The following is a 22,928-nucleotide window of genomic DNA, read 5'->3' as shown; positions in this document are numbered from 1 at the left end:
CGCCTTGCCGTAAACCGACAACGCTGAACTGAACTTTTTCCTTGGCTTAAAGAGGGTTAAATGCGTACGGCGGCGCAGGAACGCAGCTTTATGCTGGCTGTCACGCGCCATTGCGACTAGAATAAACGCCGCCGATCGATGGTTCGAATCGCCTTCCGCTGGTTAGTTATTTATGACGTCGCTTTTTGACTGAATTTATATCTTATAGTTATTTATATCAAGCACTTACTGGTAAACAATAAGTTATCCTACGTGAACATAAACGTCGCTAGTTTGTTAAACGGTAACTACATCCTGTTACTGTTCGTGGTACTCGCACTGGGGCTGTGCCTCGGTAAAGTCCGTTTGGGCTCCGTTCAACTCGGTAATTCCATTGGCGTTTTAGTGGTTTCACTACTGCTGGGCCAACAACATTTCGCCATTAACACAGAAGCCCTCAATCTCGGCTTTATGCTGTTTATTTTCTGCGTTGGCGTGGAAGCCGGACCGAACTTTTTCTCGATTTTTTTCCGTGACGGCAAAAATTATCTGATGCTGGCACTGGTGATGGTCGGTTCCGCGATGGTGATCGCCATTGGGCTCGGCAAACTGTTCCATTGGGATATTGGCCTGACCGCCGGGATGCTAGCCGGGTCGATGACCTCAACCCCGGTATTGGTGGGTGCAGGCGATACGTTACGCAATACCATTACCAACGGCCCGGCACTTCTCGCAGCGCAAGATCATCTGAGCCTCGGCTACGCCCTGACCTACTTGATTGGTCTGGTCAGCCTGATTTTCGGCGCGCGTTACCTGCCTAAGCTGCAGCATCAGGACCTCTCTACTTCCGCCCAACAGATTGCCCGCGAACGTGGCCTGGACACGGACAGCCAACGTAAGGTTTATCTGCCGGTCATCCGCGCTTATCGCGTTGGACCGGAATTGGTCGCCTGGGCCGACGGCAAAAATCTGCGTGAACTGGGTATCTATCGCCAGACCGGCTGCTATATCGAACGTATTCGTCGTAACGGCATTTTGGCTAACCCGGACGGCGACGCAGTGCTACAAGTGGGTGATGAGATTTCACTGGTCGGCTACCCTGATGCCCATGCGCGACTGGATCCCAGCTTCCGCAACGGCAAAGAGGTCTTCGACCGGGATTTGCTGGACATGCGTATCGTCACCGAAGAGATCGTGGTCAAGAACAGCAATGCGGTAAATAAGCGTCTGAGTCAGTTGAAGTTGACCGATCACGGCTGCTTCCTCAACCGCGTGATCCGCAGTCAGATTGAAATGCCTATCGACGACAGCATCGTGCTCAACAAAGGTGACGTACTGCAAGTCAGTGGCGACGCGCGCCGAGTAAAAAGTGTGGCGGAGAAGATTGGCTTTATCTCCATTCACAGCCAGGTGACCGACCTGTTGGCATTCTGCGCCTTCTTTATCATCGGCCTCTTGATTGGCCAGATTACCATTCAATTCAGCAATTTCTCGTTCGGCATTGGCAACGCCGCCGGTCTGCTGATGTCCGGCATCATGCTCGGCTTCCTGCGGGCCAACCACCCAACCTTTGGCTACATCCCGCAGGGTGCGCTGAATATGGTGAAAGAGTTTGGCCTGATGGTATTTATGGCTGGCGTAGGCCTCAGCGCCGGCGCGGGTATTGGCAATAGCCTGGGTGCCGTCGGTGGCCAGATGCTGATCGCCGGGTTAATCGTCAGTCTGGTGCCAGTGATTATCTGCTTCCTGTTCGGTGCCTATGTACTGCGCATGAACCGCGCACTGCTGTTCGGTGCAATTATGGGGGCCCGTACCTGCGCACCGGCAATGGAAATCATCAGTGACACCGCACGCAGCAATATCCCAGCCCTGGGCTATGCCGGGACCTACGCTATCGCTAACGTGTTGTTAACCCTCGCGGGCTCGCTGATCGTGGTGTTGTGGCCGGGGATCCTCGGCTAACTGATAAGCAACAAAGATGAATCAGTGGCAAAAATATTTTGAAATTTTTATCCCCGGTGAGAACTTTCCTTTCCGGGGGTAGTCTGAATTAGTGCCACTGCTTTTCTTTGATGTCCCCATTTTGTGGAGCCCGTTAGTCCCGCCTATTTAGGTTCAAGACTAGCGGGTTTTTTATTGCCTGAATAAAATCCACAGGGGCAAAATCACAAGGTTTGCGAGTAGCTGACCCATTTAGACATGTCCTGATGGGAGATATTTCCACCGCACACTACGAGCCCAATGACGGCGTCAGCGGGCAGTTGGGGAGCAATAGCCATAACCGCAGGTATCAGCGTTCCGGAAGCCAGTTCAACCCATAATTTTGCCTCTTCGCCAAAGGCCACCATTCCCTCTATCGCGGACTTATCCGATACCACAACCACTTCCTCGATATAAGCTTGAGCATGGGCCAGCATCATTTCATCAATGGCTGGCACCCCAAGGGTAGAGATAATTGAAGTGACCTCAATGTTAACCGGCTTGCCTGCACGCAACGCCTGATGCATCGAACTTGCCCCAGAGGTTTCAACCCCCCAAATTCTAATCTCTGGCTTTATGGCTTTTAGCGCGGTAGCCACACCGGCCAGCATACCGCCCCCCCCCACCGCAACCAGGACGTCGGTAAGCTCTGGGCAGTCGGCAATGAACTCAAGCGCCAGGGTTCCATGCCCTTCGGCAATTAGCGAATCGTTGCAATCATCAATGACTACATATCCCTGTTCAGCCAAAGCTTTAGCCCGCTCAAACGCAGCGTGAACATCAGATTCCACGATAACGGTGCTACCCAGTTCACCCACCCGGTCGATGGCGGTTGCCGGGGCACTTTTCGGCATAATAATAGCGACCTCAGCCCCAAAGATCTTCGCCGCCTCGGCTATCGCAATGCCAAAATTACCGCCACTCACCGCCACAAACCGGTTATTTTTAACATCGTCCGCCAAGCTCAAAAACTTGTTAAGCACACCCCGAGCTTTAAAGGAGCCCCCCAACTGAGTGTTTTCAAGTTTAAAAAAAACCGGTCTCTGAATCTTTTCCGTTAATTTTGATCCAGGAATGGCGGGAGTTCGAATAACCTTTCCGGCTAGCCGCTCAGCCGCTTCAGTAATGGCGCTAAATTCAATTAATTTTGTCATTTTTGCCCAGTCAGGTGAATTTCGTTATTGCACGCATGACATTAAAGCTAACTTTTTAATCCTGCGGCCTTTATCGGTAATTGCTCGCTCCTAAAAATACAGATTTTCACCGTCGCTTTCTATTGGTTAAAGCTATTATGTGATGCAAAAAAAAACCGTCTGGGAAGGATTGCCGGCAACGCAATTCACTCTCCAGGCGGTCTCATTTTCGGAAAATCATTTAACCGTGCTAATGGTTAGCACACATTGGCATTACTTCTGCTCAGCTTTGCTCACGGTGTCTTCGGCTTTCCACACGCGGTATTTCACTTCGACATCTTTCGGCACGTAGACCACGATTGGCAGGCGGCTGTTGTAACGTTGCATGGCAGCGTCACCGAGGTTAGCGGCGATAAATTTCTGCTGCTTGGTGTTATCTGGGCAAGCCATCATTGTAGAAGCCGGCTCAGACAGCTTGTCCAATACCAGGTAGTCGTAGCCCCAGCCAGAAAGAGTTTTGCTTTCCAGCGTGCCGCCGATCATATGGCGGTTACAGTCCACTTCCAGCGTTTTGCCGATCAGCAATTCCACTTTGAAATTTTCTTCATGTTCCTGCTTCGGCAGGTAAATTACCTGACGGTTCATGCCTTTTTCGGCCTTCGGATATGGCGCGACCTTCTCCAGCGGTTGTTTGCTGATATCAGTGTCTTCGGCAGAGGTGGCAGCAATGGCGCTGGCAGAAACGGCCATCAGCAGGCCGGAAAATACAACAGATACCTTGTTCATGTTTTATCCCTACAGTTTATTAAACTCACCGCCCATAAGCTAATACACTACTGACTAGCTCGCCAGTAGTTTAATCTTCTTTACAATAAGCAATGATCAGTGACAAAAACCCGACACCAGCCATTAATTAGGATAAATCATTAACGGGGTGCATTTTGGGCAATATAAGCCTTCACCACTTGATAGACGTAATCCTGGCACGCAAGACCCGTCTGCGGGTCGTATTTACCCTGATTAGTCATATTGTTAGACAGCACGCGAATACCAACAAACGGGATGTTAAAGGCGGCTGCAATCTGTGCGGCAGAAGCCGTCTCCATTTCTTCAACCGAGGTATGATAATTTGTGTGGAAATAATCGATCCGATCCAGCTCGCTGTTCCACACATCAGCGGACCCAATCACGCCCTCAACCACCTTACCCTGGGTATAGCTGCCTTTAACACCCTCTGCGACGGCCAGCAGTTTGGCATCTGCAGGGAATTGTCGGATCGTGTGGGCATTTTTATCTTCACCCGCGCTACCTTTCGACGCCAACAGATCCATCGGCTGCCACTGTCGTGAGTCACTGCCTTCGCCGGCCGCTTTCTTCGGTGTTTTAAACGCCCCCAGGCTGAGCGAATACTTGCCCAATACAATGTCATACACCTTCAGTGCCGGATCGTGTCCACCTGCGGTACCCTGGTTGATGATCGCCACCGGATGAAACTGAGTAGCGGCAATCGCTGTAGCCGCCGCGGCATTGGACGTGCCTTTCAGGGTTTCTGACACCACTACAGGATAGCCATCTACAGTTCCGTGCCAAAAGCGCCAGCCGCCAATCTGCGTTTCACGTGGGTTATCCAGGCGCTGGGCAAAGCGTTCTGCTTCTACCGGCATTGCCCCCTGTACCACAATCGGCCCGGCAGCAACGCTCTGCTGCGCCATGACCAACGGTGAAAAAAACGTATTACAGGCAACCAACAGCGCAAAATTTAATTTTCTTGTCATCCCTACATCATCCCAATAAAAAGCAAACGATTACCTTAGCGTAAAGCCGTAAGCCCGCCTACCGCGTTCTGACCGCCAATGCTTAGCTGCATTAAGGTTTTCTTAAGACAGAATTATTACAGTACGACTATCTATTGATGTCACTGAGCCTGCGCGTGAACCCAAAACCTTCATTAAATCAATCCTCAACAACACCTCAAATTAAGACTAACGCCCTTTACTCCCTACCAGCATCCTTTTACCGTTGGCAGGTTTTAGGATTGATGGTCACTGGGTTGTTATTCCTTTGGCTTTCACGCAACGAACAACTTGACTGGACAATCAGCAATTACTGGTTCGACCCAGTCAGTGGGCATTTCCCTTGGCAGAACAATCATTGGTTGGATTTGATTAACCACCGCTTGCTGAAGATTGGTGTCATTACCGGTGCAGTATTGGCGCTATTTTGGGGAGTTTACCGCCGTAACCCGCGCATGATCGTCACTATGGTGTTGATCGGTATAGGGCCATTGGTCGTTGGGATCCTAAAAGCCACCAGCGCGCATTCTTGCCCGTGGGATTTGATCGAGTACGGTGGCAAAGCGATGTCCTTCCCGCTCTTCGGCACAGTACCTGTAGAGCCTGGACCGGGTCGCTGCTTCCCCGGTGGTCACGCTTCCAGTGGCTTTGCCGTAATGGCACTGTTTTTTCTGTTTTATCCACAGCGCCCGCGCCTGGCTTACTGGTGCTGGTTCGGTGGCATTGCGCTCGGCATGTTGATGGGCTTTGGTCAGGTGATGCGCGGTGCACATTTTCTTACCCATAACCTGTGGGCGGGGTGGTGGGTTTGGTTCAGCCAATTGGCTGTTTATTGGACGGTAAGCGGTCTTATCCGCCGCAAGACGAGGTAAATATTATGGAGCAGTTGAATCATCTACTTTTCGCCTGGATCAATGCGACCCCGGCGTCCCCAGAATGGTTAATTGATGTTGCCACTTTTTTGGCGCGCGATCTGATCATTATCGTGCCAGCGCTGATCATCGGGTTATGGCTATGGGGACCGCAGAGCCAGCTGGTATCACAACGTGAAGTGGTTGCCAAAACGACGATAGCTCTGTTATTTGCCATGCTTGCAGCCGCCACTATCGGCATGCTGCTACCACATGAACGACCATTCGTTGCGGGTATTGGCTATACCTTCCTGGCGCATGCCCCGGACAGCTCATTCCCTAGCGATCACGGCACCGCTATCTTTACCTTCGCCCTGGCCTTCTTGTTCTGGCATCGGGTCTGGTCGGGTATTTTGTTGCTGATCGTCGCAGGTGGCATTGCCTGGTCACGGGTTTATCTTGGCGTGCACTGGCCGTTGGACATGGTAGGTGGCTTCCTGCTTGGCTTGGTAGGTTGCTTGTTTGCCCAGCTGGTATGGAATCTGTTTGGCGACGTCATCGCCACCAAACTGGCACGCCTGTACCGGTTCCTGTTCGCCTTCCCTATCCGTAAGGGCTGGGTGAAAGAGTAAGTCATTGTGCATTACAGCAGGGGCAACTCAGCCCCTGCTATCACACCACACCGGTCGTTACACAAAACTCACGCGTTTTTCCCGCTGCCAACATCATTCCCGGCAATTGACTCTCTCCATGCGGACTGCACGTGGCCGGTTGAATAAACCTGAATGCGTGAAGCCCCCCCTGTTGCGTTATAGGGCGCAAACCATAGTTGAACTGCGCTGTGGAAAAGCGCGTGACATACCGCCTTCCTTTTGAAGCCAACATAAAGAACTCCGCCTGATCGACATACAGTGACAGATCGTCTGAACACAATATCCCTTTTTCAGCAATATGGCCTGGAGGTGCCAGAGCCGGTGCAGGCAGATTCTGTCGAAAGATCGCCGTAGGAATACAACCATAGTTAAGCTGGCAAACATAACGTAACGGTAGCGGTTCATCCGCAAGGTTGGTGATATGCATTTCAAGGGTGAACTGTGCGCTGTCAGCCGTTAAGCGCACGGCCGGACGCAGCCGACATCGTTGATCAGCGGGTTCTCCTGACGCATAAAGCGACATCGTATTATCTTCTATCTGTAGCCATACTTTCTGTTTACTCAATACTGAGCCGTCCTGATAAGGCCAGGGTGAATGAAAGGCAGAACTGCCCTCCAGTTTTCTCCTGACAAATCTGGCGCTACGACGACCTGACTTCAATGAGTAGCCGTCAAAATCAGCATCCCAAATCGTCAGGTCCCGAAAAGGAAGTACTCTTAGCACTCCGCGGCTGTTGGCCAACATCAGCACTTCCCCTGTTTCTTCAGTGCTGAACGCTGTAACAACAAAATCCGCATTGCGGAAAATTTCATCCGGTTGCGCCTTAAACTGCTCTGGCGCCAGATTTATCATTATATTCATTCTTTCCCCCTGGTTTTTCTCGTGGGTAACCCTCTACTCGGCATTGAAATGTTATTTAAATAACATTCAACACCCCCCATGTTACACACCAAACAGCCAAAAAACGATGATCTGTGCTTCAATTTTAAAATGACGCTATGTTTAGCGGCATTACAATGTTACTATTCTAACATCGTTCACATCATGCTTTGTTTAAACTTCAATAAGGAATCAAGATGACTACCGAAAACATTGACTACGCCCGCTATGTCGACCACACCCTGCTGGCGATGGATGCCACGGAAGCGCAAATCGCTAAACTGTGTGAAGAAGCTCAACAGCACAACTTCTATGCTGTCTGCGTAAACTCAGGCTATGTGCCGTTGGCTGCACATCTGCTGCAAGAAAGCGAAGTGAAAATCTGCTCAGTAATTGGCTTCCCTCTGGGTGCCGGCCTGACCGTAGCAAAAGTCTTCGAAGCCAAAGCAGCGATTGCAGCTGGCGCTCAGGAAATTGACATGGTGATCAACGTGGGTTGGTTGAAAAGCGGCTTACTGGAAGAAGTCAAAGCTGACATCGCCGCAGTGCGCGAGGTTTGCGCGGCGATCCCGTTGAAGGTAATATTAGAAACCTGCCTGCTCAGCGATGAACAGATCGTTCAGGTTTGTGAAATGTGTCGCGAACTCGATGTGGCTTTCGTTAAAACCTCTACTGGCTTCAGCACCGGTGGTGCTCGTGAAGAGCACGTCAAATTGATGCGCGCGACAGTAGGCAGTGAGATGGGTGTTAAAGCATCCGGCGCCGTGCGCGATCGCGCAACCGCCGAGAAGATGATTAAAGCAGGTGCTACGCGTATCGGCACCAGCTCTGGCGTAGCAATCGTTTCCGGTGATCAGGCTGCCGCCGGCAGCTACTGATAACCTGAGGCGCCCCAATTTCGGGCGCGCGCCGTGATAATCTGATGCGGGGTAATATGTCCAGCCAATGGCTGGTCACCTATTACCCCGCATTTGTGTGTTCGGCCCTAGAGAAAACCGAGGCTGTATCCCGTCATTGCATGTGAGTACTGATCGTGGTGTGAAGCGTAATGGCCAAGTAAGCCGCTCGAAACGTATAAATGCCTGCAAATGGCCAAGTCCTTCGAGCTGCGGGCAATTATGGGACACAGCCTAATATATTGGCTCTTAACCCTGTGGGAAGACAGACAGATGGAAACACGGCGCGAAGAACGTATCAACCGGTTAGTACAAGCGTTAAAGCGCTCTGACAAGATCCACCTAAAAGAAGCAGCCGTGCTGTTGGGCGTTTCTGAAATGACCATCCGCCGCGATCTCAGCTCGGAACCGGCCGCCGTGGTATTACTGGGTGGCTATGTGGTGGCCGATCCCCGCAGTAACGGCGTGACTAACTACTTTGTTTCCGATCAAAAGGCAAAACAAGTTACCGAAAAACGCCGCATCGGTTTACTTGCTGCAGCACTGATCAGCGAGAATGACACGGTATTTTTCGACTGCGGCACCACCACCCCAGCGATCATCGATGCCATTGCTGATGAATTGGTCTTTACCGCAGTATGCCACTCGCTGAATACCTTCCTGGCGTTACAGGACAAACCTAACTGTAAAGTGATCTTGTGCGGTGGTGAATTTCGGCCGAACAACTACATTTTCACGGCGGTCGGTCGCCACAACGAGCTGGATCATATCTGCCCCAATATCGCCTTCATTTCTGCCGCCGGCCTGAGCCTACAGCATGGTGCAACTTGTTTTAACTTTGATGAGTTAGAAATGAAGCACCGGGCACTTGAGATGTCGCAACAAAAGATCCTGGTGGCCGATCACAGCAAATTCGGCAAAACCAAACCTGCCTGTATCGGCCCATTGACCCATTTCGACCGCGTCATCACCGATCGCCAGCCCGACCCACAGTTTGCGGAATTTTTCAGCGAAAATGCGATAGCCATTCGTTTTTAATCTGCACCCTACCGTCGACCCCGGTCGGCGGTGCCCTTCACTCGCCCCTCTATTTCGGCAATATACTGTGCAAATAATGCGCAATTGATTCAATTGTTTTATTATCTCTAACCTAAATCAGGTTAATAAATTGCAACAGTTCAGCAGGCTTATTCCTCACGCACAGATAAATCTGACGTAATATTACTTCTTTCTTCTACATTACAACGCGTTTATATGATAAATCGCAATAACCTCCACACGATAAATATCAACAATTACGTAACTAATTCGCTTTAAATATAACCAGCGAAGCGTATTTATATGATAAATACGTGCGTATTTTCCTCCGAATGCCACTCAACTAGTTCACCCACGTTATTAACGGGATATTTTATATAAACACATATAAAACAATGCATTGAATGTGATTTCATTTAAAATAACAATGTGATCTACGTCACTAAAACCGTTTAATCCGGGTTTTTAGCTAGATCCAAACCCACGCTTAAAATATATTGCTCGGCTTGCTGACAACGGCAGTGTTTTATCTGGTTACAGATTATCCATACTAGATAAACTCTGAAACATTAATGAGAGCGTTTTCAGCATGAAATTTTACACAAGCGCGCAACATATGCATGAAAAACCAATAAAAAAGCAGTTAGCCGCACACATTACGCATTTGAGAGCATGATCACGGTTGTTTCTACTGTAAATCGTTATCTTGCCGCCAACGAAAATCGGCAGGCAACGACCTTCCGGCAGCGGTACCGATAGGATGCCCTCAACAGGCTAAATATCATTTGATTAATTATCCGGCATATATGTCCACGGTAATTAGCATAATTAACAACCAGGGGGACGCCAGTTATCCCCGCAAGCAGCACCTGATTCTTACCGATGCCGCGATCTCATATTGCGTCATTCGGTCTTAACCTTAAGTTTTGCCTTTAATTTTAAATTATCGTGTTCACTTCGGAGATATTTATGGACACTACACAGACCGGCACCATTGCCTCTGCGGCTTCTGGCTCTACCAGTACCTGGCGTAAAACCGACACCATGTGGATGTTGGGCCTGTACGGCACCGCGATCGGCGCGGGCGTTTTGTTCCTGCCAATCAACGCCGGTATCGGCGGGCTGATTCCCTTGATCATCATGGCCATCATCGCTTTCCCGATGACCTTCTTCGCTCACCGTGGCCTGTGCCGTTTCGTTCTCTCAGGCAAAAATGCCGGTGAAGACATCACCGAAGTTGTAGAAGAGCACTTTGGTATCAGCGCCGGTAAGCTGATCACTCTGCTTTACTTCTTTGCTATCTACCCAATTCTGTTGGTGTATAGCGTCGCCATCACTAACACCGTTGACAGCTTCATTACCCACCAATTGGGTATGACTTCGCCGCCACGTGCCATTCTGTCGCTGATTCTGATTGTCGGCCTGATGACCATTGTGCGTTTCGGTGAGCAAGCTATCGTGAAGACCATGAGTATCCTGGTATTCCCGTTTGTTGGTGTGCTGATGTTGCTGGCGCTGTACCTGATCCCTAACTGGAGCACCGCCATCTTCGACAACGTGTCTCTGTCTGGCGCGGGCACCGGCATGGGTCATGGCCTGGTTATCACCCTGTGGCTGGCAATCCCGGTAATGGTGTTCTCCTTTAACCATTCACCTATCATCTCCGCCTTTGCAGTCGCCAAACGTGAAGAGTACGGCCAGGAAGAAGCCGAGAAGAAATGCTCCCGCATTCTGGGCTTCGCCCACATCATGATGGTGTTGACCGTGATGTTCTTCGTGTTCAGCTGCGTGCTGAGCCTGTCACCAGAAAACCTGGCAGAAGCCAAGGCTCAAAACATCTCTATCCTGTCTTACCTGGCTAACCACTTTAATAACCCGATGATCGCTTACATCGCGCCGGTTATCGCCTTTATCGCCATCACCAAGTCGTTCCTCGGTCACTACCTGGGTGCACGTGAAGGCTTTAACGGTCTGATTGCCAAGTCGATGAAGAGCCGTGGCAAAACCATCAGCACCAACAAACTGAACCGTATCACTGCCATCTTTATGCTGGTGACTACCTGGATTGTTGCGACCCTGAACCCAAGCATTCTCGGCATGATCGAAAACCTCGGTGGTCCAATCATCGCCATGCTGCTGTTCCTGATGCCGATGTACGCTATCCGTAAAGTGCCTGCAATGCGCAAATACAGTGGCCATATCAGCAACGTGTTCGTGGTAGTGATGGGCCTGATCGCCATCTCCGCAATCCTGTACAGCTTCTAATTAAGACCAGCCGGCGCCCCCTGCGCCGGCTTCTCTGCACGACCCCCTTTCCTGTATTAACGCCTAACACCTGAAGAAGGAGGCGAGACTATGGTCAGCGTTTTCGATATTTTCAAAATTGGTATTGGCCCATCCAGCTCCCATACCGTCGGCCCGATGAAAGCCGGCAAGCTATTTACCGATGAGTTGATCGCCAACCAGCAGTTGATGGATACCACTCGCGTAGTGGTGGACGTATACGGTTCATTGTCGTTAACCGGCAAAGGTCACCACACCGATATCGCCATCATCATGGGATTGGCAGGCAACCTGCCACATGACGTGGATATCGACGGTATTGCCGGTTTTATTCACGATGTTGGGCAACGTGGTCGCCTGTTGCTGGCCAATGGCCATCACGAAGTGGATTTCCCGCTGGAAACCAGCATGAACTTCCACGGTGATAATTTGCCGCTGCATGAAAACGGCATGCGTATCAGCGCATTCGCTGATGAGCAACTGCTGCACAGTAAAACCTATTACTCGACTGGCGGCGGTTTTATCGTCGATGAAGAGCATTTCGGTCTGGCCGCGACAAACCCGGTACAGGTCCCCTTCCCATTCACCTCAGCACGTGACTTACAGCAACACTGCAAAGACGCCGGTCTGTCGCTGTCCGGCCTGGTGATGCAAAACGAATTGGCATTGCACAGCAAGGCCGAGATCGACGCTCATTTCGCCGACGTCTGGCAGGTGATGCGCGCCGGTATCGAACGAGGCATGAACACCGAAGGCCTATTGCCTGGCCCGATGAAGGTCCAACGCCGCGCCGCCGCCCTGCGCCGTATGCTGGTCACTGGCGATAAGAACAATATCGACCCAATGAATGTGGTTGACTGGATCAACATGTTCGCCTTTGCCGTTAACGAAGAAAACGCCGCCGGCGGCCGCGTGGTGACCGCCCCAACTAACGGTGCCTGTGGCATCATTCCTGCGGTGTTAGCCTATTACGACCAATTTATTCGCCCGGTGAACCCTAATTCATATAGCCGTTACTTCCTGACATCCGGCGTGATCGGCGCGTTGTATAAGATGAACGCGTCTATTTCCGGTGCCGAAGTGGGCTGCCAAGGGGAAGTGGGCGTTGCCTGTTCAATGGCAGCAGCAGGATTGGCGGAATTGATGGGTGCTAGCCCGGCGCAGGTTTGTATTGCGGCCGAGATCGCCATGGAACACCATCTGGGGTTAACTTGCGATCCACTGGCGGGTCAGGTTCAGGTGCCCTGTATCGAGCGTAACGCGATTTCCGCTGTGAAGGCAGTCAATGCCGCACGTATGGCATTGCGTCGCACCAGCGAGCCGCGTGTATGCCTGGATAAGGTCATCGAAACCATGTATGAGACGGGCAAAGACATGAACGCCAAATACCGTGAAACGTCGCAAGGCGGGTTGGCAATCAAAGTAGTGGCCTGTAACTGAATGCCCTTCATGCTTGAAGCAGCATCTGTATTGCCCAGTCACTTACCTGAGTAAGCTTCTGGGGACTCACGTACTTGCTGAAAATCCAATTATTTTGGCTATAACAAATCAAAAAGGGCGCAGTTAAATGCGCCCTTTTCATTTGTCGATATTAACCGGGAAGTTAACCGAATACGCTCCCAAACCACTGGGTCAGTTTCATCATCACCATGTCCCAGATACGGCTGAAGAAGTTACCTTCTTTCACTTCCTGCATCGCCACCAGCGGGTATTGCTCAATAGTTTTACCGTCGAGCTGGAAATCAATGGTGCCAACGACCTGGTTTTTCGCCAGTGGTGCTTCCAGTGTCGCCTGGTTCAGTTTGTAACTGGCCTTCAGGTTTTTCATCTGCCCTTTCGGGATAGTCACTGCTGCATCTTTCGCTACGCCCAACGGCACTTCACTGACATCGCCAAACCACACTTTCTGGGTAACAAACGGCTTGTCAGTTTTGATCGGCGTGGCCGTTTCGTAGAAGCGGAAACCCCAGGTCAGCAATTTTTCACTTTCACTAAAGCGGATACGATCGCTCGGTGCACCCAGCACTACCGAGATCAAACGCATCGGACCGTCAGTAGCCGATGCGACCAAGTTGTGACCGGCACCACCGGTATAACCGGTTTTAATGCCATCCACGTTCAGATTGGAACTCCACAGCAGACGGTTGCGGTTAATCTGGCGGATTTTGTTGAAGGTGAACTCTTTTTCTTTATGCAGCGCGTACTCATCCGGCACATCGCGGATCAGCGCCTGACTCAGCAACGCCATGTCACGTGCTGTACTGTACTGCCCTTCCGCATCCAGTCCATGTACCGTCAGGAAATGGGTGTTCTGCAGACCCAGCGATTTGGCGTAGTTGTTCATTAACCCGACAAACGAATCCTGGCTACCCGCGACATAATCGGCCAGCGCAATACTGGCGTCGTTACCCGACTGAATGACAATGCCTTTGTTCAGCTCCATCACCGGTACCTGATCGCCCGGTTTGATAAACATCAGTGAAGAACCACGCAACGCCGGATTACCGGTTGCCCATGCGTCTTTGCCTACTGTCACCATATCTTCCGGCTTGATCTTACCGGCTTTGATCGCCTGTCCAATCACATAGCTGGACATGATCTTGGTCAGACTGGCGGGATCTAAACGAGTATCGGCGTTGCCCTCCGTCAGGATTTTACCGCTGTTGTAATCCATCAGCACGTAGGCCTTGGCATCAATCTGCGGAGCAGCCGGCGCTTCGGCCGCCTGTACAACAGGAGCAGCCAACAACAGTATGCTGACGCTAAACGTTAATTTTTTCAGGGTGGTGGATAAGTTTCTTTTCATCATGACGTCGCCAGAGTGTCCATTCAAATCATTGAAATAGCGTTAACTTTCAAACATATTCACGTTTTCAGCCAACCAGCGAGAGTAGCCCGGCACGCGTTTGCCAACCGCAGACTCCCTGCGGCCCCATGACGGGTGAACGGCGCACCAAAAATGCCCTTGCTGTGAGTTTATTAGATTCATCTTATTTTTGCAGGGTTTAGCGTGAATTTTCAGCATTTTTACATAACTGTACGCTCTCAGGCGAAAATTGGATGAAAAGCCACCCGCATGCCTGTTTTTTATGCCACCCATGGCTACACGGCTAAACTTCTTAACTGCTGAACATCTGTCTATCCATACGTCCAAATTAGATTAATATATTCCAAAAATGCATATTGATAGGTTATTTGTTCTTTTTAATACACATATTTGCAGCGCTATCATCCAGATAACGGCCTTTAAACCGAATTATTCTGGAGATCCTCATGGCAATACCGCACTCCGTCATCGATATGATCGGCAACACCCCGATGTTGGAACTGACCCAGTTCGAAACCGGCCCCTGCCGGCTGTTCGTCAAGCTGGAGAATCAAAACCCCGGCGGATCGATCAAAGATCGCGTTGCCTTATCGATGATCGAACAGGCAGAACGTGAGGGCCGCTTGCAACCCGGCGGCACCATTATTGAAGCCACTGCGGGAAATACCGGTTTGGGGCTGGCCCTGGTGGCAGCACTGAAGGGGTATAAGCTGGTGCTGGTGGTGCCGGACAAAATGAGCCGGGAGAAGATTTTCCATCTGCGTGCACTGGGTGTGGACGTCGTCTTAACCCGTTCCGATGTGGGTAAAGGCCATCCGGCTTACTATCAGGATTATGCCAAACGTCTGGCGAGCGAGATCCCCGGAGCGTTCTATATCGATCAGTTTAACAACCCGGCCAACCCTGCCGCTCATACCCGTACCACCGCACCAGAACTTTGGCAGCAGATGGATCACCAGGTCGATGCCATCGTCGTCGGCGTCGGTTCCGGTGGTACGTTGGGTGGGCTGAGTCAATATTTCGCAGAGGTATCACCGCAGACCGAGTTTGTGTTGGCTGACCCCGCAGGTTCAATCCTGGCGGACTATCTCGATAACTGCCAGATCGGTGAGGCTGGCAGTTGGCTGGTAGAAGGCATCGGCGAAGATTTCATTCCACCACTGAGCGACTTCAATCAAGTACGTAATGCCTACCGTATCGGCGACGCCGAGGCGTTCACTACTGCGCGCGATCTGTTACGCAAAGAAGGTGTGCTGGCGGGGTCATCCACCGGCACACTGTTGGCAGCCGCATTGCGCTATTGCCAGGCACAGACTGAACCAAAACGCGTGGTCACGTTCGTCTGCGACAGCGGCAATAAATACCTGTCTAAAATGTATAACGACCACTGGATGCTGGAACAAGGTCTGTTAAGCAAACCACAGCATGGCGATCTACGCGATCTGATCGCCTACCGTCATGACGAAGGTGCTGCGGTATCGGTAGCACCGGAAGACACTCTGGCGATCGTTCATGCCCGTATGCGTCTGTATGACATCTCGCAATTACCGGTACTGGAAGGCGATCGCGTGGTCGGTCTGATCGACGAATGGGATCTACTCAATGCCGTACAGGCGGATGCCAACCACTTCAGCCTACCCGCCACCCGCGCCATGACCCATTCGGTCAAGACGTTGCAAAAAGAAGCCAGTTATCAGGATTTGCTCGCCACCTTTAATCACGGGCACGTCGCTGTGGTACTCGATGGCGAACGCTTCCTCGGTTTGATTACCCGCACAGACGTACTTAACGCCTGGCGCCAAAAATTACGTTAATAAGGATGATTGTATGGCCAAGTTTGATACGTTGACCGTTCATGCCGGCTACACGCCGGACGCTACTGGGGCAGTAATGCCTGCTATTTATGCCACATCCACCTATGCCCAGCCAGCACCGGGTGAGCATACTGGTTACGAGTATTCACGCAGCGCCAACCCAACGCGTACCGCATTAGAAAGCGCCATTGCTGAACTGGAAGGCGGCAGCCGCGGTTATGCCTTTGCTTCCGGCCTGGCTGCCTGCTCAACGGTATTGGAATTGCTCGATCAGGGTAGCCATTTAGTGGCTGTTGACGACTTATACGGCGGTACCTACCGCTTACTGGAAAAAGTACGTAGCCGTACTGCCGGCTTGCGCGTTACCTATGTTTCCCCAGCAGACATTGCTGCCCTGGAACAAGCCATTGAACCAGATACAAAAATGATCTGGGTGGAAACGCCGACCAACCCGCTACTGAAACTGGCCGATCTGAGCGCCATCGCTACCATCGCCAAAAAGCACGGTTTGATCAGCGTAGCAGACAACACCTTCGCCTCACCTTACATTCAGCGCCCGCTGGATCTTGGTTTTGATGTCGTGGTGCATTCTGCAACTAAATACCTCAACGGCCATTCCGATGTGGTTGCAGGGGTTGCGGCCGTAGGGGATAACCCAGAATTGGCCGAACAGCTTGGCTTTTTGCAGAACGCGGTAGGCGGCATTCTTGATCCATTCAGCAGCTTCCTGACGCTGCGCGGCATCCGTACGCTGGCACTACGTATGGAACGCCACAGCCAAAGCGCCTTGCATATCGCTCAGTGGTTGGAAAACCAGCCGCAGGTGGAAGAAGTCTACTACCCGGGCCTGCCGAGCCACCCGCAGCATGCACTGGCAACAAAACAGATGCGCAGTTTTGGCGGTATGATTTCGGTACGATTGAAAGGTGACGATGCCTTCGCACGTCGGGTCATTAAGCGCTCACACCTGTTCACGCTGGCAGAAAGCTTGGGGGGTGTGGAAAGCCTGATCAGTCAACCTTTCAGCATGACCCATGCGTCGATCCCATTGGAGCAACGCTTGAAAACCGGCATCACACCACAGTTGCTGCGTTTGTCGGTGGGCATTGAAGATACGGAAGATCTGATTGCTGATCTGCAACAGGCTCTGGCGGAGTAATCGTAGCCCTCGGGTTAAAATGGGAAGGCCTGGCTAGGTGCCAGACCTTTTTCCGTTGCCTTTCAGTTTGATATACCCGGGCCTGGCGCACCGAGGGGCACTCTGGCAGCTAAAGCTGCTACGACCCCTTCGGCACGCTCTCCCTAATAACCGACATTATCAGTCGTTTGAATTCGGACCTTTTGTTTTTCAAATTCCGGCACCAATAACATCCTGATAATAGCGTTGCGCCACATCAGGGTGAGAACGAATTCGCCCCTTCAGGTAGTTAAAGCCCACATCGCGTAGCAGCGGATTATGCGGATCGCTAACCGGGCCGTGAGCCTCGGCCGCCAGATGTGCAGGCAGTTGATACAGTGGCACCACAGCGTCAAGCCGAGCCCCGAGGAAGAAGGCTATCGACAGACGATCACTCCCGGCGGGCGGCGTTTCCACCCGATGTACCGTGGCACGTAGATAGCCATTGGTCGCCAGCTCCAGTAATTCGCCGATATTGACCACAAAAGTATCTTCGCGCGGTTCCGCGTCTACCCACCGTCCTTCATCAATTTCAACCTGCAAACCTTTCTGCCGGTCCTGCAGTAAAAAGCTAAGAAAGCCAGAGTCCTTATGGGCCCCCACCCCTTGCCCGCTGGTGGTGGCCTCACGTCCCGGATACCGTATCAGTTTGATATGTTCATTGGGTTTATCGCCGTAGAGCGAATCAAATGCGTGTTCCGGTAATGAAAGTGCTAACGCGAAGGCACGCAGCAGGCGCAACGACATCACGGTCATCGCTTGCTGCCACTGCAACAACAAGGGTTTCAGTTCAGGCAGCGCTTCAGGCCATTGATTCGGCCCCTGTAAACGCGCCCAACGCGGCGTTTCATACGCCAATTGCAGCGCAGGGCGTTCTGCGCCGATGTCGAACTGTTCGCGCCAATCCGGTTGTCCTCGAGTCAGTTCGTCCGCAGCGCGGTTATAGCCGCGAAAGTGCGGCGATCGCACCATTTGTACCGCCAATTTCTCGGCTTCCGGTAAGGCAAAAAACTGCCTGGCCCGCTGTTGCAGTTGCGTATTGAGGGCGCTATCAATGCCATGCCCACGCAGATAAAAAAAGCCGACGTCGCGTGCCGCAACACGCAGCCTGTCAAGAAACGCCTGCCGCTGACGCGCATCACCATCAAGCTGCGAAAGATCCAGCAGCGGCAGTGTCTTCAGCGTCAGTGGTGGTCGTTTCATTATCCTGTTCCTCATCATTCCCGACAAAAATCGGACCGGTATAAAGGCGAATTATCAGCATCTTTAACTCCTGGATGGCCAGTGCATTACCCTATAGTTACCACCCTGCCAAAGAACCGAGCCAATATTGTTGCGTTCTAAGTTATGCAAACGTTCAACAAAGTGTCGCAAAACTGTCATCAATGTTTCTTATGCTCTGCGCAATTTCGTTGTCGCCACTGGCTGGCGGCTTAGGGTATCCGCTATTCTGTATACACCTCATTTCCCTCCCTGCATGCCGGAGAAATACTGATGGATTTAGCCTTATTCGACCTGGATGAAACCCTGATTGATGATGACAGCGCCAGCCTGTGGATCCGCTGGCTGGTCGCCGAGGGGTTTGCGCCGGCAGAACTGGAACAGCAGGAACAGCAGCTCATGCAGCTCTATTACCAGGGAAAGCTGTCCATGGAGGACTACATGCAAGCCACCCTGGCCCCCCTGACCGGCATGAGTACCCAAACGGTTGCCGGTTGGGTACAACGTTATATCCGTCGCGATATTCTGCCGCGTGTCTACCCGTCCGCCCGTGAGCGGCTGTTGTGGCACCGCGAGCGCGGTGACTGCATTCTGGTTATTTCCGCCACCGGTGAACATCTGGTGGCCCCGATTGCCGAGCAGCTCGGTGCTGATGGCGCACTGGCGATTGGTGTCGAAGTGCAAGACGACCGCTTCACCGGCAACACCTACGGCACGATGACTTACCAACAGGGCAAAGTGACCCGTTTGAAACAGTGGCTGGCAGAACACCCGGAATTGATCTTTGAACACAGCCACGGTTACAGCGACTCACTTAACGACAAAGCCATGCTGCAATATGTCGACAGCGCTACGGTGATTAACCCAGACAGTGAACTCAACGCGCTGGCCGTTGAGCACGGTTGGGAAATCTGCCGCTGGGAACGCTAAATATCGTCACCGTCGGCAAAAAATGCCTTCCAGTGTGACAACCGCACAATTGTGGCGTACGTATATACCCTATGAATTTCAAGTTGCAGCCAGATACCTGCAGCTTGAAAGGCAACAGGTATAACAGCTTAGGTCAATTAACCCACATAAAGAGGCGTTCTATGCTGACCATTTGGGGTCGAGAAAATTCGAATAACGTCAGGAAAGTACTGTGGTGCGCAGCCGAGTTAGAGCTGAATTACGCCCACATTAATGCCGGTGGTGCATTCGGTAAGGTGAACGATGAACTCTACCGTTCATTGAATCCGAACGGTCTGGTGCCACTGCTGCAAGACGATGATTTCGTGCTGTGGGAGTCCAATACCATAGTCCGCTATCTGGCGGCTAAATATGGCAGCGAGCCATTCTACCCGCAGGACCTACAGGCTCGTGCCAGTGCAGAAAAATGGATGGACTGGACCACCGCTACCATTGTCAGCCACTTTAGCGTGGTGTTCTGGGGCCTGGTACGTACCAAGCCGGAACTGCGCGACATGGCCAAGATTGAAGCGGCGATCGCCACGCTGGAAAAGCACTTCGACATCGTGGAAGAAACGTTGGGCCGTCAGCCTTATCTTTCCGGTGAGTCGTTCGGTATTGGCGACATCCCACTGGGTAGCTTTGCTTACGCCTGGTTCTCCATGCCGATTACGCGCCAACCACGCCCGAACATGGAGCGTTGGTACCAGAAACTGACCGAACGCCCAGCTTACCAACGCGGTGTAATGAGTGAGCTAACCTGAGTTTTATGCGCCCCTCTGGGGCGCTATGATTTCTCAGTCAACCCAACCCGTAGCAACTTTCCATTACTCGAATCGGTTAATAGATAAAGATAGCCATCCGGCCCGGTCCGCACCTCACGAATGCGTTCCCCACGCTCTTCCAGTAGCCGTTGTTCAGCAATTACCTTATCACCCTGTAGTGTTAGACGAATCAACGCCTCTTGCGCCAGCGCGCCAATAAACAAAGACCCTTGCCAATCAGCAAAGCGTTTGCCGTCATAGAAGGCCATGCCGCTGATCCCTGGCGACACCGGCCAGTAATGTAATGGCTGTTCGGTACCTGCCACTTTTTGCCCCTGCGCCTCTGGGATCGCCAGTCCGGAGTAATTGATACCGTAAGTGGCGATCGGCCAACCGTAGTTTTTTCCTGCCTGCGGAAGATTGATCTCATCACCACCGCGCGGACCGTGCTCATGCTCCCAAATGACGCCACTCCAGGGATTCAGTGCCAAGCCCTGTGGGTTACGGTGACCATAGGACCAGATTTCGGCCCCTTTGTCCGCCTGGCCAACAAACGGATTATCCGGTGGTACCGCCCCGTCGGCAGTTAACCGCACGATCTTGCCCTGCAACTTGTCCAGATCCTGTGCCGTCGGCCGCTGATTATTTTCGCCTAAAGCAATAAACAGGTAGCCCTGACGATCAAATGCCAACTTGCCACCGAAGTGATTACCGACCGACAGTTTCGGTTGCTGACGGAAAATCACCCTGAAATTTTCCAGTCGCCGGTTGTCGGCACTTAGCCGACCATAGCCCACTGCCGTCCCCGCCTTACCGTTCTCACCCACTTCGGCAAAGCTGAGGTAGACTCGTCTGCTGTCAGCAAAGTCTGGCGCTAACAGCACTTCAAGCAACCCGCCCTGGCCTTCTGCATACACCTGTGGCACACCGATAATTGGCGCTGACAAACCTTTATCCTGTTGCCACAACCGCAGACGGCCCGGTCGTTCTGTGATTAACATGCTCTGCTCACCAGGCAAAAATGCCAGCGACCAAGGGTGCTCTAATTTATCCTGTAATTGCGTAACCTTCAGCGCAGCATGCAGCAAACCGCTAAATAGCAGCAGTGCAATCATCATGGCGAATCTCCGCATGGCATCCTCCTGGATAGAAACGGGTTCATTCAGTGTAGTCCAGCAGACCACTTGCAACGTTTGTTTTAATTTTCAATATGTTGCCTTTTAGCCAGACTGTGCTTAAGTTAACGGATAAACAAGGAGGATGTATGCACATTACAGTAACCGATTCACTCAGCGAAGAAGTCCGAGACGCCATCAGCAGAGGCCTGAGAGCGCACAATAGCCCGTACATTGACCCGACTCAGCGTAAGCCGCTTGCTGTCTACAGCCAGAATGATGCTGGCGAAGTTATCGCCGGGGTGACAGCCGAAACCTGGGGCAATTGGCTAAGCGTTGATTGGTTGTGGGTGGCGGACTCGCAGCGTGGTAGCGGGTTGGGCCGTAAAGTACTGCTGGCAGCTGAACAAGAAGCTATTGCACGTGGCTGTCGTTACGTTCGTTTAGATACTTTCAGTTTTCAGGCGCGCCCCTTCTACGAGAAGCTCGGCTATCAACTGCAGATGACACTGAAAAATTACCCAACAGAGCATGAGTGCTACTTTCTTACCAAAACACTGACTGAATAACAGGTGACCTGATGGAAACCACAACCATGGTTGTGAACTGCGTGGCATACAAAGCCGGTAAACGGCTAGGTGAAGTGACCATTGACGACATCAGTGAGGTGGTCAAACAGCCGGATACCTTTGTCTGGCTCGGTTTATGGCAGCCGGAAGACGCCTTTATGCGCAAGGTGCAGGAAGAGTTTGGGCTGCATGATCTGGCAATTGAGGACGCATTGTGCGCCCACCAGCGACCGAAACTCGAAACCTACGGTGATTCATTGTTTATCGTGGTCAAAACCGCACAGTGGGGCAAAGACGGAGTCGAGTACGGTGAAACACACTTTTTCGTGGGCAAGAATTTCCTGGTCACGGTGCGCCATGGTGCATCCCCCAGCTACGCGCCAATTCGTGCCAAGGCTGAAGAAAACCATAAACAAATGTGCCGCGGGCCGGGTTTTGCATTGTACTCAGTGATGGACTTTGTGGTGGATAACTACCGCAGCGTGGTAGCGAAGTTCGAGGCAGATATCGAAGCCATCGAAGCCAACATGTTCAAATCTGAGTTTGACGAAGCCGCCATTGAGAATGTTTATACGCTAAGGCGGCATCTGCTGGCGCTGCGCAATGCGGCAATGCCAATGGAGGAAATCTGCAACCAGCTAATTCGCCTGCATGAAGAGGTGATCCCAAAAGAATTGCGCGCCTATGTGCGCGACGTGCAGGACCACGCACGCCAGGTGGTCAGCAACATTGACGATATGCGCGAAATGCTGACCAACGCGATGCACGTCAATCTGGCCCTCGTCACCGTGAAACAGAACGAAGTGGTGAAACGGCTCGCAGGCTGGGGGGCAATTCTGGCGATCCCAACGGTAATATTCAGTCTGTATGGCATGAACTTCGCCAATATGCCGGAACTGAAGTTCCCGTGGGCTTATCACACCATCCTCGGGGTGACCGCCGTCGGCTGCTTCTTCCTGTATCAGAAACTGAAAAAATCCGGCTGGCTCTAGCCAATAACGGGGCTG

20 protein-coding genes are annotated in these 22,928 nt (G+C 51.9%); 13 read left to right on the top strand and 7 right to left on the bottom strand.

Annotation, left to right across the window (positions count from 1 at the left end; translation table 11 throughout):
* Positions 1-252: 252 nt before the first annotated feature.
* Complete coding sequence (locus SGBXF1_RS08075) at positions 253-1,941, top strand: aspartate:alanine antiporter (RefSeq protein ID WP_061807167.1); 1,689 nt, start codon at positions 253-255, stop codon at positions 1,939-1,941.
* Positions 1,942-2,144: 203 nt separating this feature from the next.
* On the opposite strand, the gene SGBXF1_RS08070 is transcribed toward SGBXF1_RS08075, so the two are convergent.
* From SGBXF1_RS08070 to SGBXF1_RS08060, 3 genes are all read right to left on the bottom strand, one after another.
* Positions 2,145-3,113, bottom strand: a complete 969-nt coding sequence (locus SGBXF1_RS08070; protein ID WP_186428146.1) for a threonine ammonia-lyase — start codon at positions 3,111-3,113, stop codon at positions 2,145-2,147.
* Between the two features lie 252 nt (positions 3,114-3,365).
* A complete protein-coding gene (gene eco / locus SGBXF1_RS08065) occupies positions 3,366-3,878 on the bottom strand; it encodes a serine protease inhibitor ecotin (protein ID WP_061807165.1) in 513 nt (170 codons plus the stop codon).
* Positions 3,879-4,018: 140 nt separating this feature from the next.
* Positions 4,019-4,867 carry a 5'-methylthioadenosine/S-adenosylhomocysteine nucleosidase gene (locus tag SGBXF1_RS08060; protein WP_061807164.1) on the bottom strand — a complete coding sequence of 283 codons (849 nt, stop codon included), beginning with the start codon at positions 4,865-4,867 and terminating at the stop codon, positions 4,019-4,021.
* A 137-nt stretch (positions 4,868-5,004) separates the two neighbouring features.
* Here SGBXF1_RS08060 and SGBXF1_RS08055 point away from each other — a divergent pair, with 137 nt between their 5' ends.
* Together SGBXF1_RS08055 and ybjG are read left to right on the top strand one after the other, a co-directional pair.
* Positions 5,005-5,757, top strand: a complete 753-nt coding sequence (locus tag SGBXF1_RS08055; RefSeq protein ID WP_315902255.1) for a phosphatase PAP2 family protein — start codon at positions 5,005-5,007, stop codon at positions 5,755-5,757.
* A 5-nt stretch (positions 5,758-5,762) separates the two neighbouring features.
* Positions 5,763-6,368: an undecaprenyl-diphosphate phosphatase gene (ybjG, locus tag SGBXF1_RS08050; protein ID WP_037420055.1), complete on the top strand. Its 606-nt coding sequence runs from the start codon at positions 5,763-5,765 to the stop codon at positions 6,366-6,368.
* 40 nt (positions 6,369-6,408) lie between these two features.
* Here the strand turns inward: ybjG and SGBXF1_RS08045 are convergent, their stop codons facing one another.
* The gene (locus tag SGBXF1_RS08045) at positions 6,409-7,242 is read right to left on the bottom strand and encodes an aldose epimerase family protein (protein WP_130379954.1); all 834 of its coding nucleotides are present in this window, start codon (positions 7,240-7,242) and stop codon (positions 6,409-6,411) included.
* Between the two features lie 224 nt (positions 7,243-7,466).
* Here SGBXF1_RS08045 and deoC point away from each other — a divergent pair, with 224 nt between their 5' ends.
* The 4 genes from deoC to SGBXF1_RS08025 all read left to right on the top strand — a co-directional run bounded on the left by deoC (position 7,467) and on the right by SGBXF1_RS08025 (position 12,926).
* Complete coding sequence (deoC, locus tag SGBXF1_RS08040) at positions 7,467-8,147, top strand: deoxyribose-phosphate aldolase (RefSeq protein ID WP_037420061.1); 681 nt, start codon at positions 7,467-7,469, stop codon at positions 8,145-8,147.
* Positions 8,148-8,438: 291 nt separating this feature from the next.
* Positions 8,439-9,203, top strand: coding sequence for a DNA-binding transcriptional repressor DeoR (gene deoR, locus SGBXF1_RS08035; RefSeq protein WP_037420063.1), 765 nt, complete (start codon positions 8,439-8,441; stop codon positions 9,201-9,203).
* Positions 9,204-10,172: 969 nt separating this feature from the next.
* Positions 10,173-11,468: an HAAAP family serine/threonine permease gene (locus SGBXF1_RS08030; protein ID WP_037420066.1), complete on the top strand. Its 1,296-nt coding sequence runs from the start codon at positions 10,173-10,175 to the stop codon at positions 11,466-11,468.
* A 90-nt stretch (positions 11,469-11,558) separates the two neighbouring features.
* Complete coding sequence (locus SGBXF1_RS08025) at positions 11,559-12,926, top strand: L-serine ammonia-lyase (protein WP_061807160.1); 1,368 nt, start codon at positions 11,559-11,561, stop codon at positions 12,924-12,926.
* Between the two features lie 163 nt (positions 12,927-13,089).
* Here the strand turns inward: SGBXF1_RS08025 and SGBXF1_RS08020 are convergent, their stop codons facing one another.
* A complete protein-coding gene (locus tag SGBXF1_RS08020; RefSeq protein WP_037420071.1) occupies positions 13,090-14,295 on the bottom strand; it encodes a serine hydrolase in 1,206 nt (401 codons plus the stop codon).
* A 464-nt stretch (positions 14,296-14,759) separates the two neighbouring features.
* On the opposite strand from SGBXF1_RS08020, the gene SGBXF1_RS08015 reads away from it, so the two are divergent.
* Positions 14,760-16,127: a pyridoxal-phosphate dependent enzyme gene (locus SGBXF1_RS08015; RefSeq protein WP_186428144.1), complete on the top strand. Its 1,368-nt coding sequence runs from the start codon at positions 14,760-14,762 to the stop codon at positions 16,125-16,127.
* Between the two features lie 13 nt (positions 16,128-16,140).
* Positions 16,141-17,286, top strand: coding sequence for a trans-sulfuration enzyme family protein (locus SGBXF1_RS08010; RefSeq protein WP_186428143.1), 1,146 nt, complete (start codon positions 16,141-16,143; stop codon positions 17,284-17,286).
* A 189-nt stretch (positions 17,287-17,475) separates the two neighbouring features.
* Here SGBXF1_RS08010 and SGBXF1_RS08005 read toward each other — a convergent pair whose 3' ends face one another.
* Positions 17,476-18,507: an isopenicillin N synthase family dioxygenase gene (locus SGBXF1_RS08005; RefSeq protein WP_186428142.1), complete on the bottom strand. Its 1,032-nt coding sequence runs from the start codon at positions 18,505-18,507 to the stop codon at positions 17,476-17,478.
* 291 nt (positions 18,508-18,798) lie between these two features.
* Here SGBXF1_RS08005 and SGBXF1_RS08000 point away from each other — a divergent pair, with 291 nt between their 5' ends.
* Both SGBXF1_RS08000 and SGBXF1_RS07995 read left to right on the top strand, forming a co-directional pair.
* Positions 18,799-19,455 carry an HAD family hydrolase gene (locus tag SGBXF1_RS08000; protein ID WP_186428141.1) on the top strand — a complete coding sequence of 219 codons (657 nt, stop codon included), beginning with the start codon at positions 18,799-18,801 and terminating at the stop codon, positions 19,453-19,455.
* Positions 19,456-19,616: 161 nt separating this feature from the next.
* The gene (locus SGBXF1_RS07995) at positions 19,617-20,237 is read left to right on the top strand and encodes a glutathione S-transferase family protein (RefSeq protein WP_037420083.1); all 621 of its coding nucleotides are present in this window, start codon (positions 19,617-19,619) and stop codon (positions 20,235-20,237) included.
* 23 nt (positions 20,238-20,260) lie between these two features.
* On the opposite strand, the gene SGBXF1_RS07990 is transcribed toward SGBXF1_RS07995, so the two are convergent.
* Entirely contained in the window at positions 20,261-21,370 is a 1,110-nt protein-coding gene (locus tag SGBXF1_RS07990) for a PQQ-dependent sugar dehydrogenase (RefSeq protein ID WP_186428140.1), read from the bottom strand.
* Positions 21,371-21,501: 131 nt separating this feature from the next.
* Between SGBXF1_RS07990 and SGBXF1_RS07985 the strand changes: the two genes are divergently transcribed.
* Together SGBXF1_RS07985 and corA are read left to right on the top strand one after the other, a co-directional pair.
* Positions 21,502-21,921: a GNAT family N-acetyltransferase gene (locus SGBXF1_RS07985; protein WP_037420089.1), complete on the top strand. Its 420-nt coding sequence runs from the start codon at positions 21,502-21,504 to the stop codon at positions 21,919-21,921.
* An 11-nt stretch (positions 21,922-21,932) separates the two neighbouring features.
* On the top strand, positions 21,933-22,913 hold the full coding sequence (corA, locus tag SGBXF1_RS07980; RefSeq protein ID WP_186428139.1) for a magnesium/cobalt transporter CorA: 981 nt from the start codon (positions 21,933-21,935) through the stop codon (positions 22,911-22,913).
* The last annotated feature ends 15 nt before the right edge of the window (positions 22,914-22,928 follow it).

The organism is Serratia grimesii (genome assembly GCF_900186025.1).
In the GTDB taxonomy this organism is placed as follows: Bacteria; Pseudomonadota; Gammaproteobacteria; order Enterobacterales; family Enterobacteriaceae; genus Serratia; species Serratia grimesii.
Note: the sequence above shows the minus strand (reverse complement) of the source record. Positions and strands in the feature narration are given on the sequence as shown.

What these genes read in the sequence shown, in the direction of transcription:
- SGBXF1_RS08070 (WP_186428146.1), bottom strand. Translation starts at nt 3,113, where the DNA reads ATGACAAAATTAATTGAATTTAGCGCCATTACTGAAGCGGCTGAGCGG.
- eco (WP_061807165.1), bottom strand. Translation starts at nt 3,878, where the DNA reads ATGAACAAGGTATCTGTTGTATTTTCCGGCCTGCTGATGGCCGTTTCT.
- SGBXF1_RS08060 (WP_061807164.1), bottom strand. Translation starts at nt 4,867, where the DNA reads ATGACAAGAAAATTAAATTTTGCGCTGTTGGTTGCCTGTAATACGTTT.
- SGBXF1_RS08055 (WP_315902255.1), top strand. Translation starts at nt 5,005, where the DNA reads ATGTCACTGAGCCTGCGCGTGAACCCAAAACCTTCATTAAATCAATCC.
- ybjG (WP_037420055.1), top strand. Translation starts at nt 5,763, where the DNA reads ATGGAGCAGTTGAATCATCTACTTTTCGCCTGGATCAATGCGACCCCG.
- SGBXF1_RS08045 (WP_130379954.1), bottom strand. Translation starts at nt 7,242, where the DNA reads ATGATAAATCTGGCGCCAGAGCAGTTTAAGGCGCAACCGGATGAAATT.
- deoC (WP_037420061.1), top strand. Translation starts at nt 7,467, where the DNA reads ATGACTACCGAAAACATTGACTACGCCCGCTATGTCGACCACACCCTG.
- deoR (WP_037420063.1), top strand. Translation starts at nt 8,439, where the DNA reads ATGGAAACACGGCGCGAAGAACGTATCAACCGGTTAGTACAAGCGTTA.
- SGBXF1_RS08030 (WP_037420066.1), top strand. Translation starts at nt 10,173, where the DNA reads ATGGACACTACACAGACCGGCACCATTGCCTCTGCGGCTTCTGGCTCT.
- SGBXF1_RS08025 (WP_061807160.1), top strand. Translation starts at nt 11,559, where the DNA reads ATGGTCAGCGTTTTCGATATTTTCAAAATTGGTATTGGCCCATCCAGC.
- SGBXF1_RS08020 (WP_037420071.1), bottom strand. Translation starts at nt 14,295, where the DNA reads ATGATGAAAAGAAACTTATCCACCACCCTGAAAAAATTAACGTTTAGC.
- SGBXF1_RS08015 (WP_186428144.1), top strand. Translation starts at nt 14,760, where the DNA reads ATGGCAATACCGCACTCCGTCATCGATATGATCGGCAACACCCCGATG.
- SGBXF1_RS08010 (WP_186428143.1), top strand. Translation starts at nt 16,141, where the DNA reads ATGGCCAAGTTTGATACGTTGACCGTTCATGCCGGCTACACGCCGGAC.
- SGBXF1_RS08005 (WP_186428142.1), bottom strand. Translation starts at nt 18,507, where the DNA reads ATGAAACGACCACCACTGACGCTGAAGACACTGCCGCTGCTGGATCTT.
- SGBXF1_RS08000 (WP_186428141.1), top strand. Translation starts at nt 18,799, where the DNA reads ATGGATTTAGCCTTATTCGACCTGGATGAAACCCTGATTGATGATGAC.
- SGBXF1_RS07995 (WP_037420083.1), top strand. Translation starts at nt 19,617, where the DNA reads ATGCTGACCATTTGGGGTCGAGAAAATTCGAATAACGTCAGGAAAGTA.
- SGBXF1_RS07990 (WP_186428140.1), bottom strand. Translation starts at nt 21,370, where the DNA reads ATGCGGAGATTCGCCATGATGATTGCACTGCTGCTATTTAGCGGTTTG.
- SGBXF1_RS07985 (WP_037420089.1), top strand. Translation starts at nt 21,502, where the DNA reads ATGCACATTACAGTAACCGATTCACTCAGCGAAGAAGTCCGAGACGCC.
- corA (WP_186428139.1), top strand. Translation starts at nt 21,933, where the DNA reads ATGGAAACCACAACCATGGTTGTGAACTGCGTGGCATACAAAGCCGGT.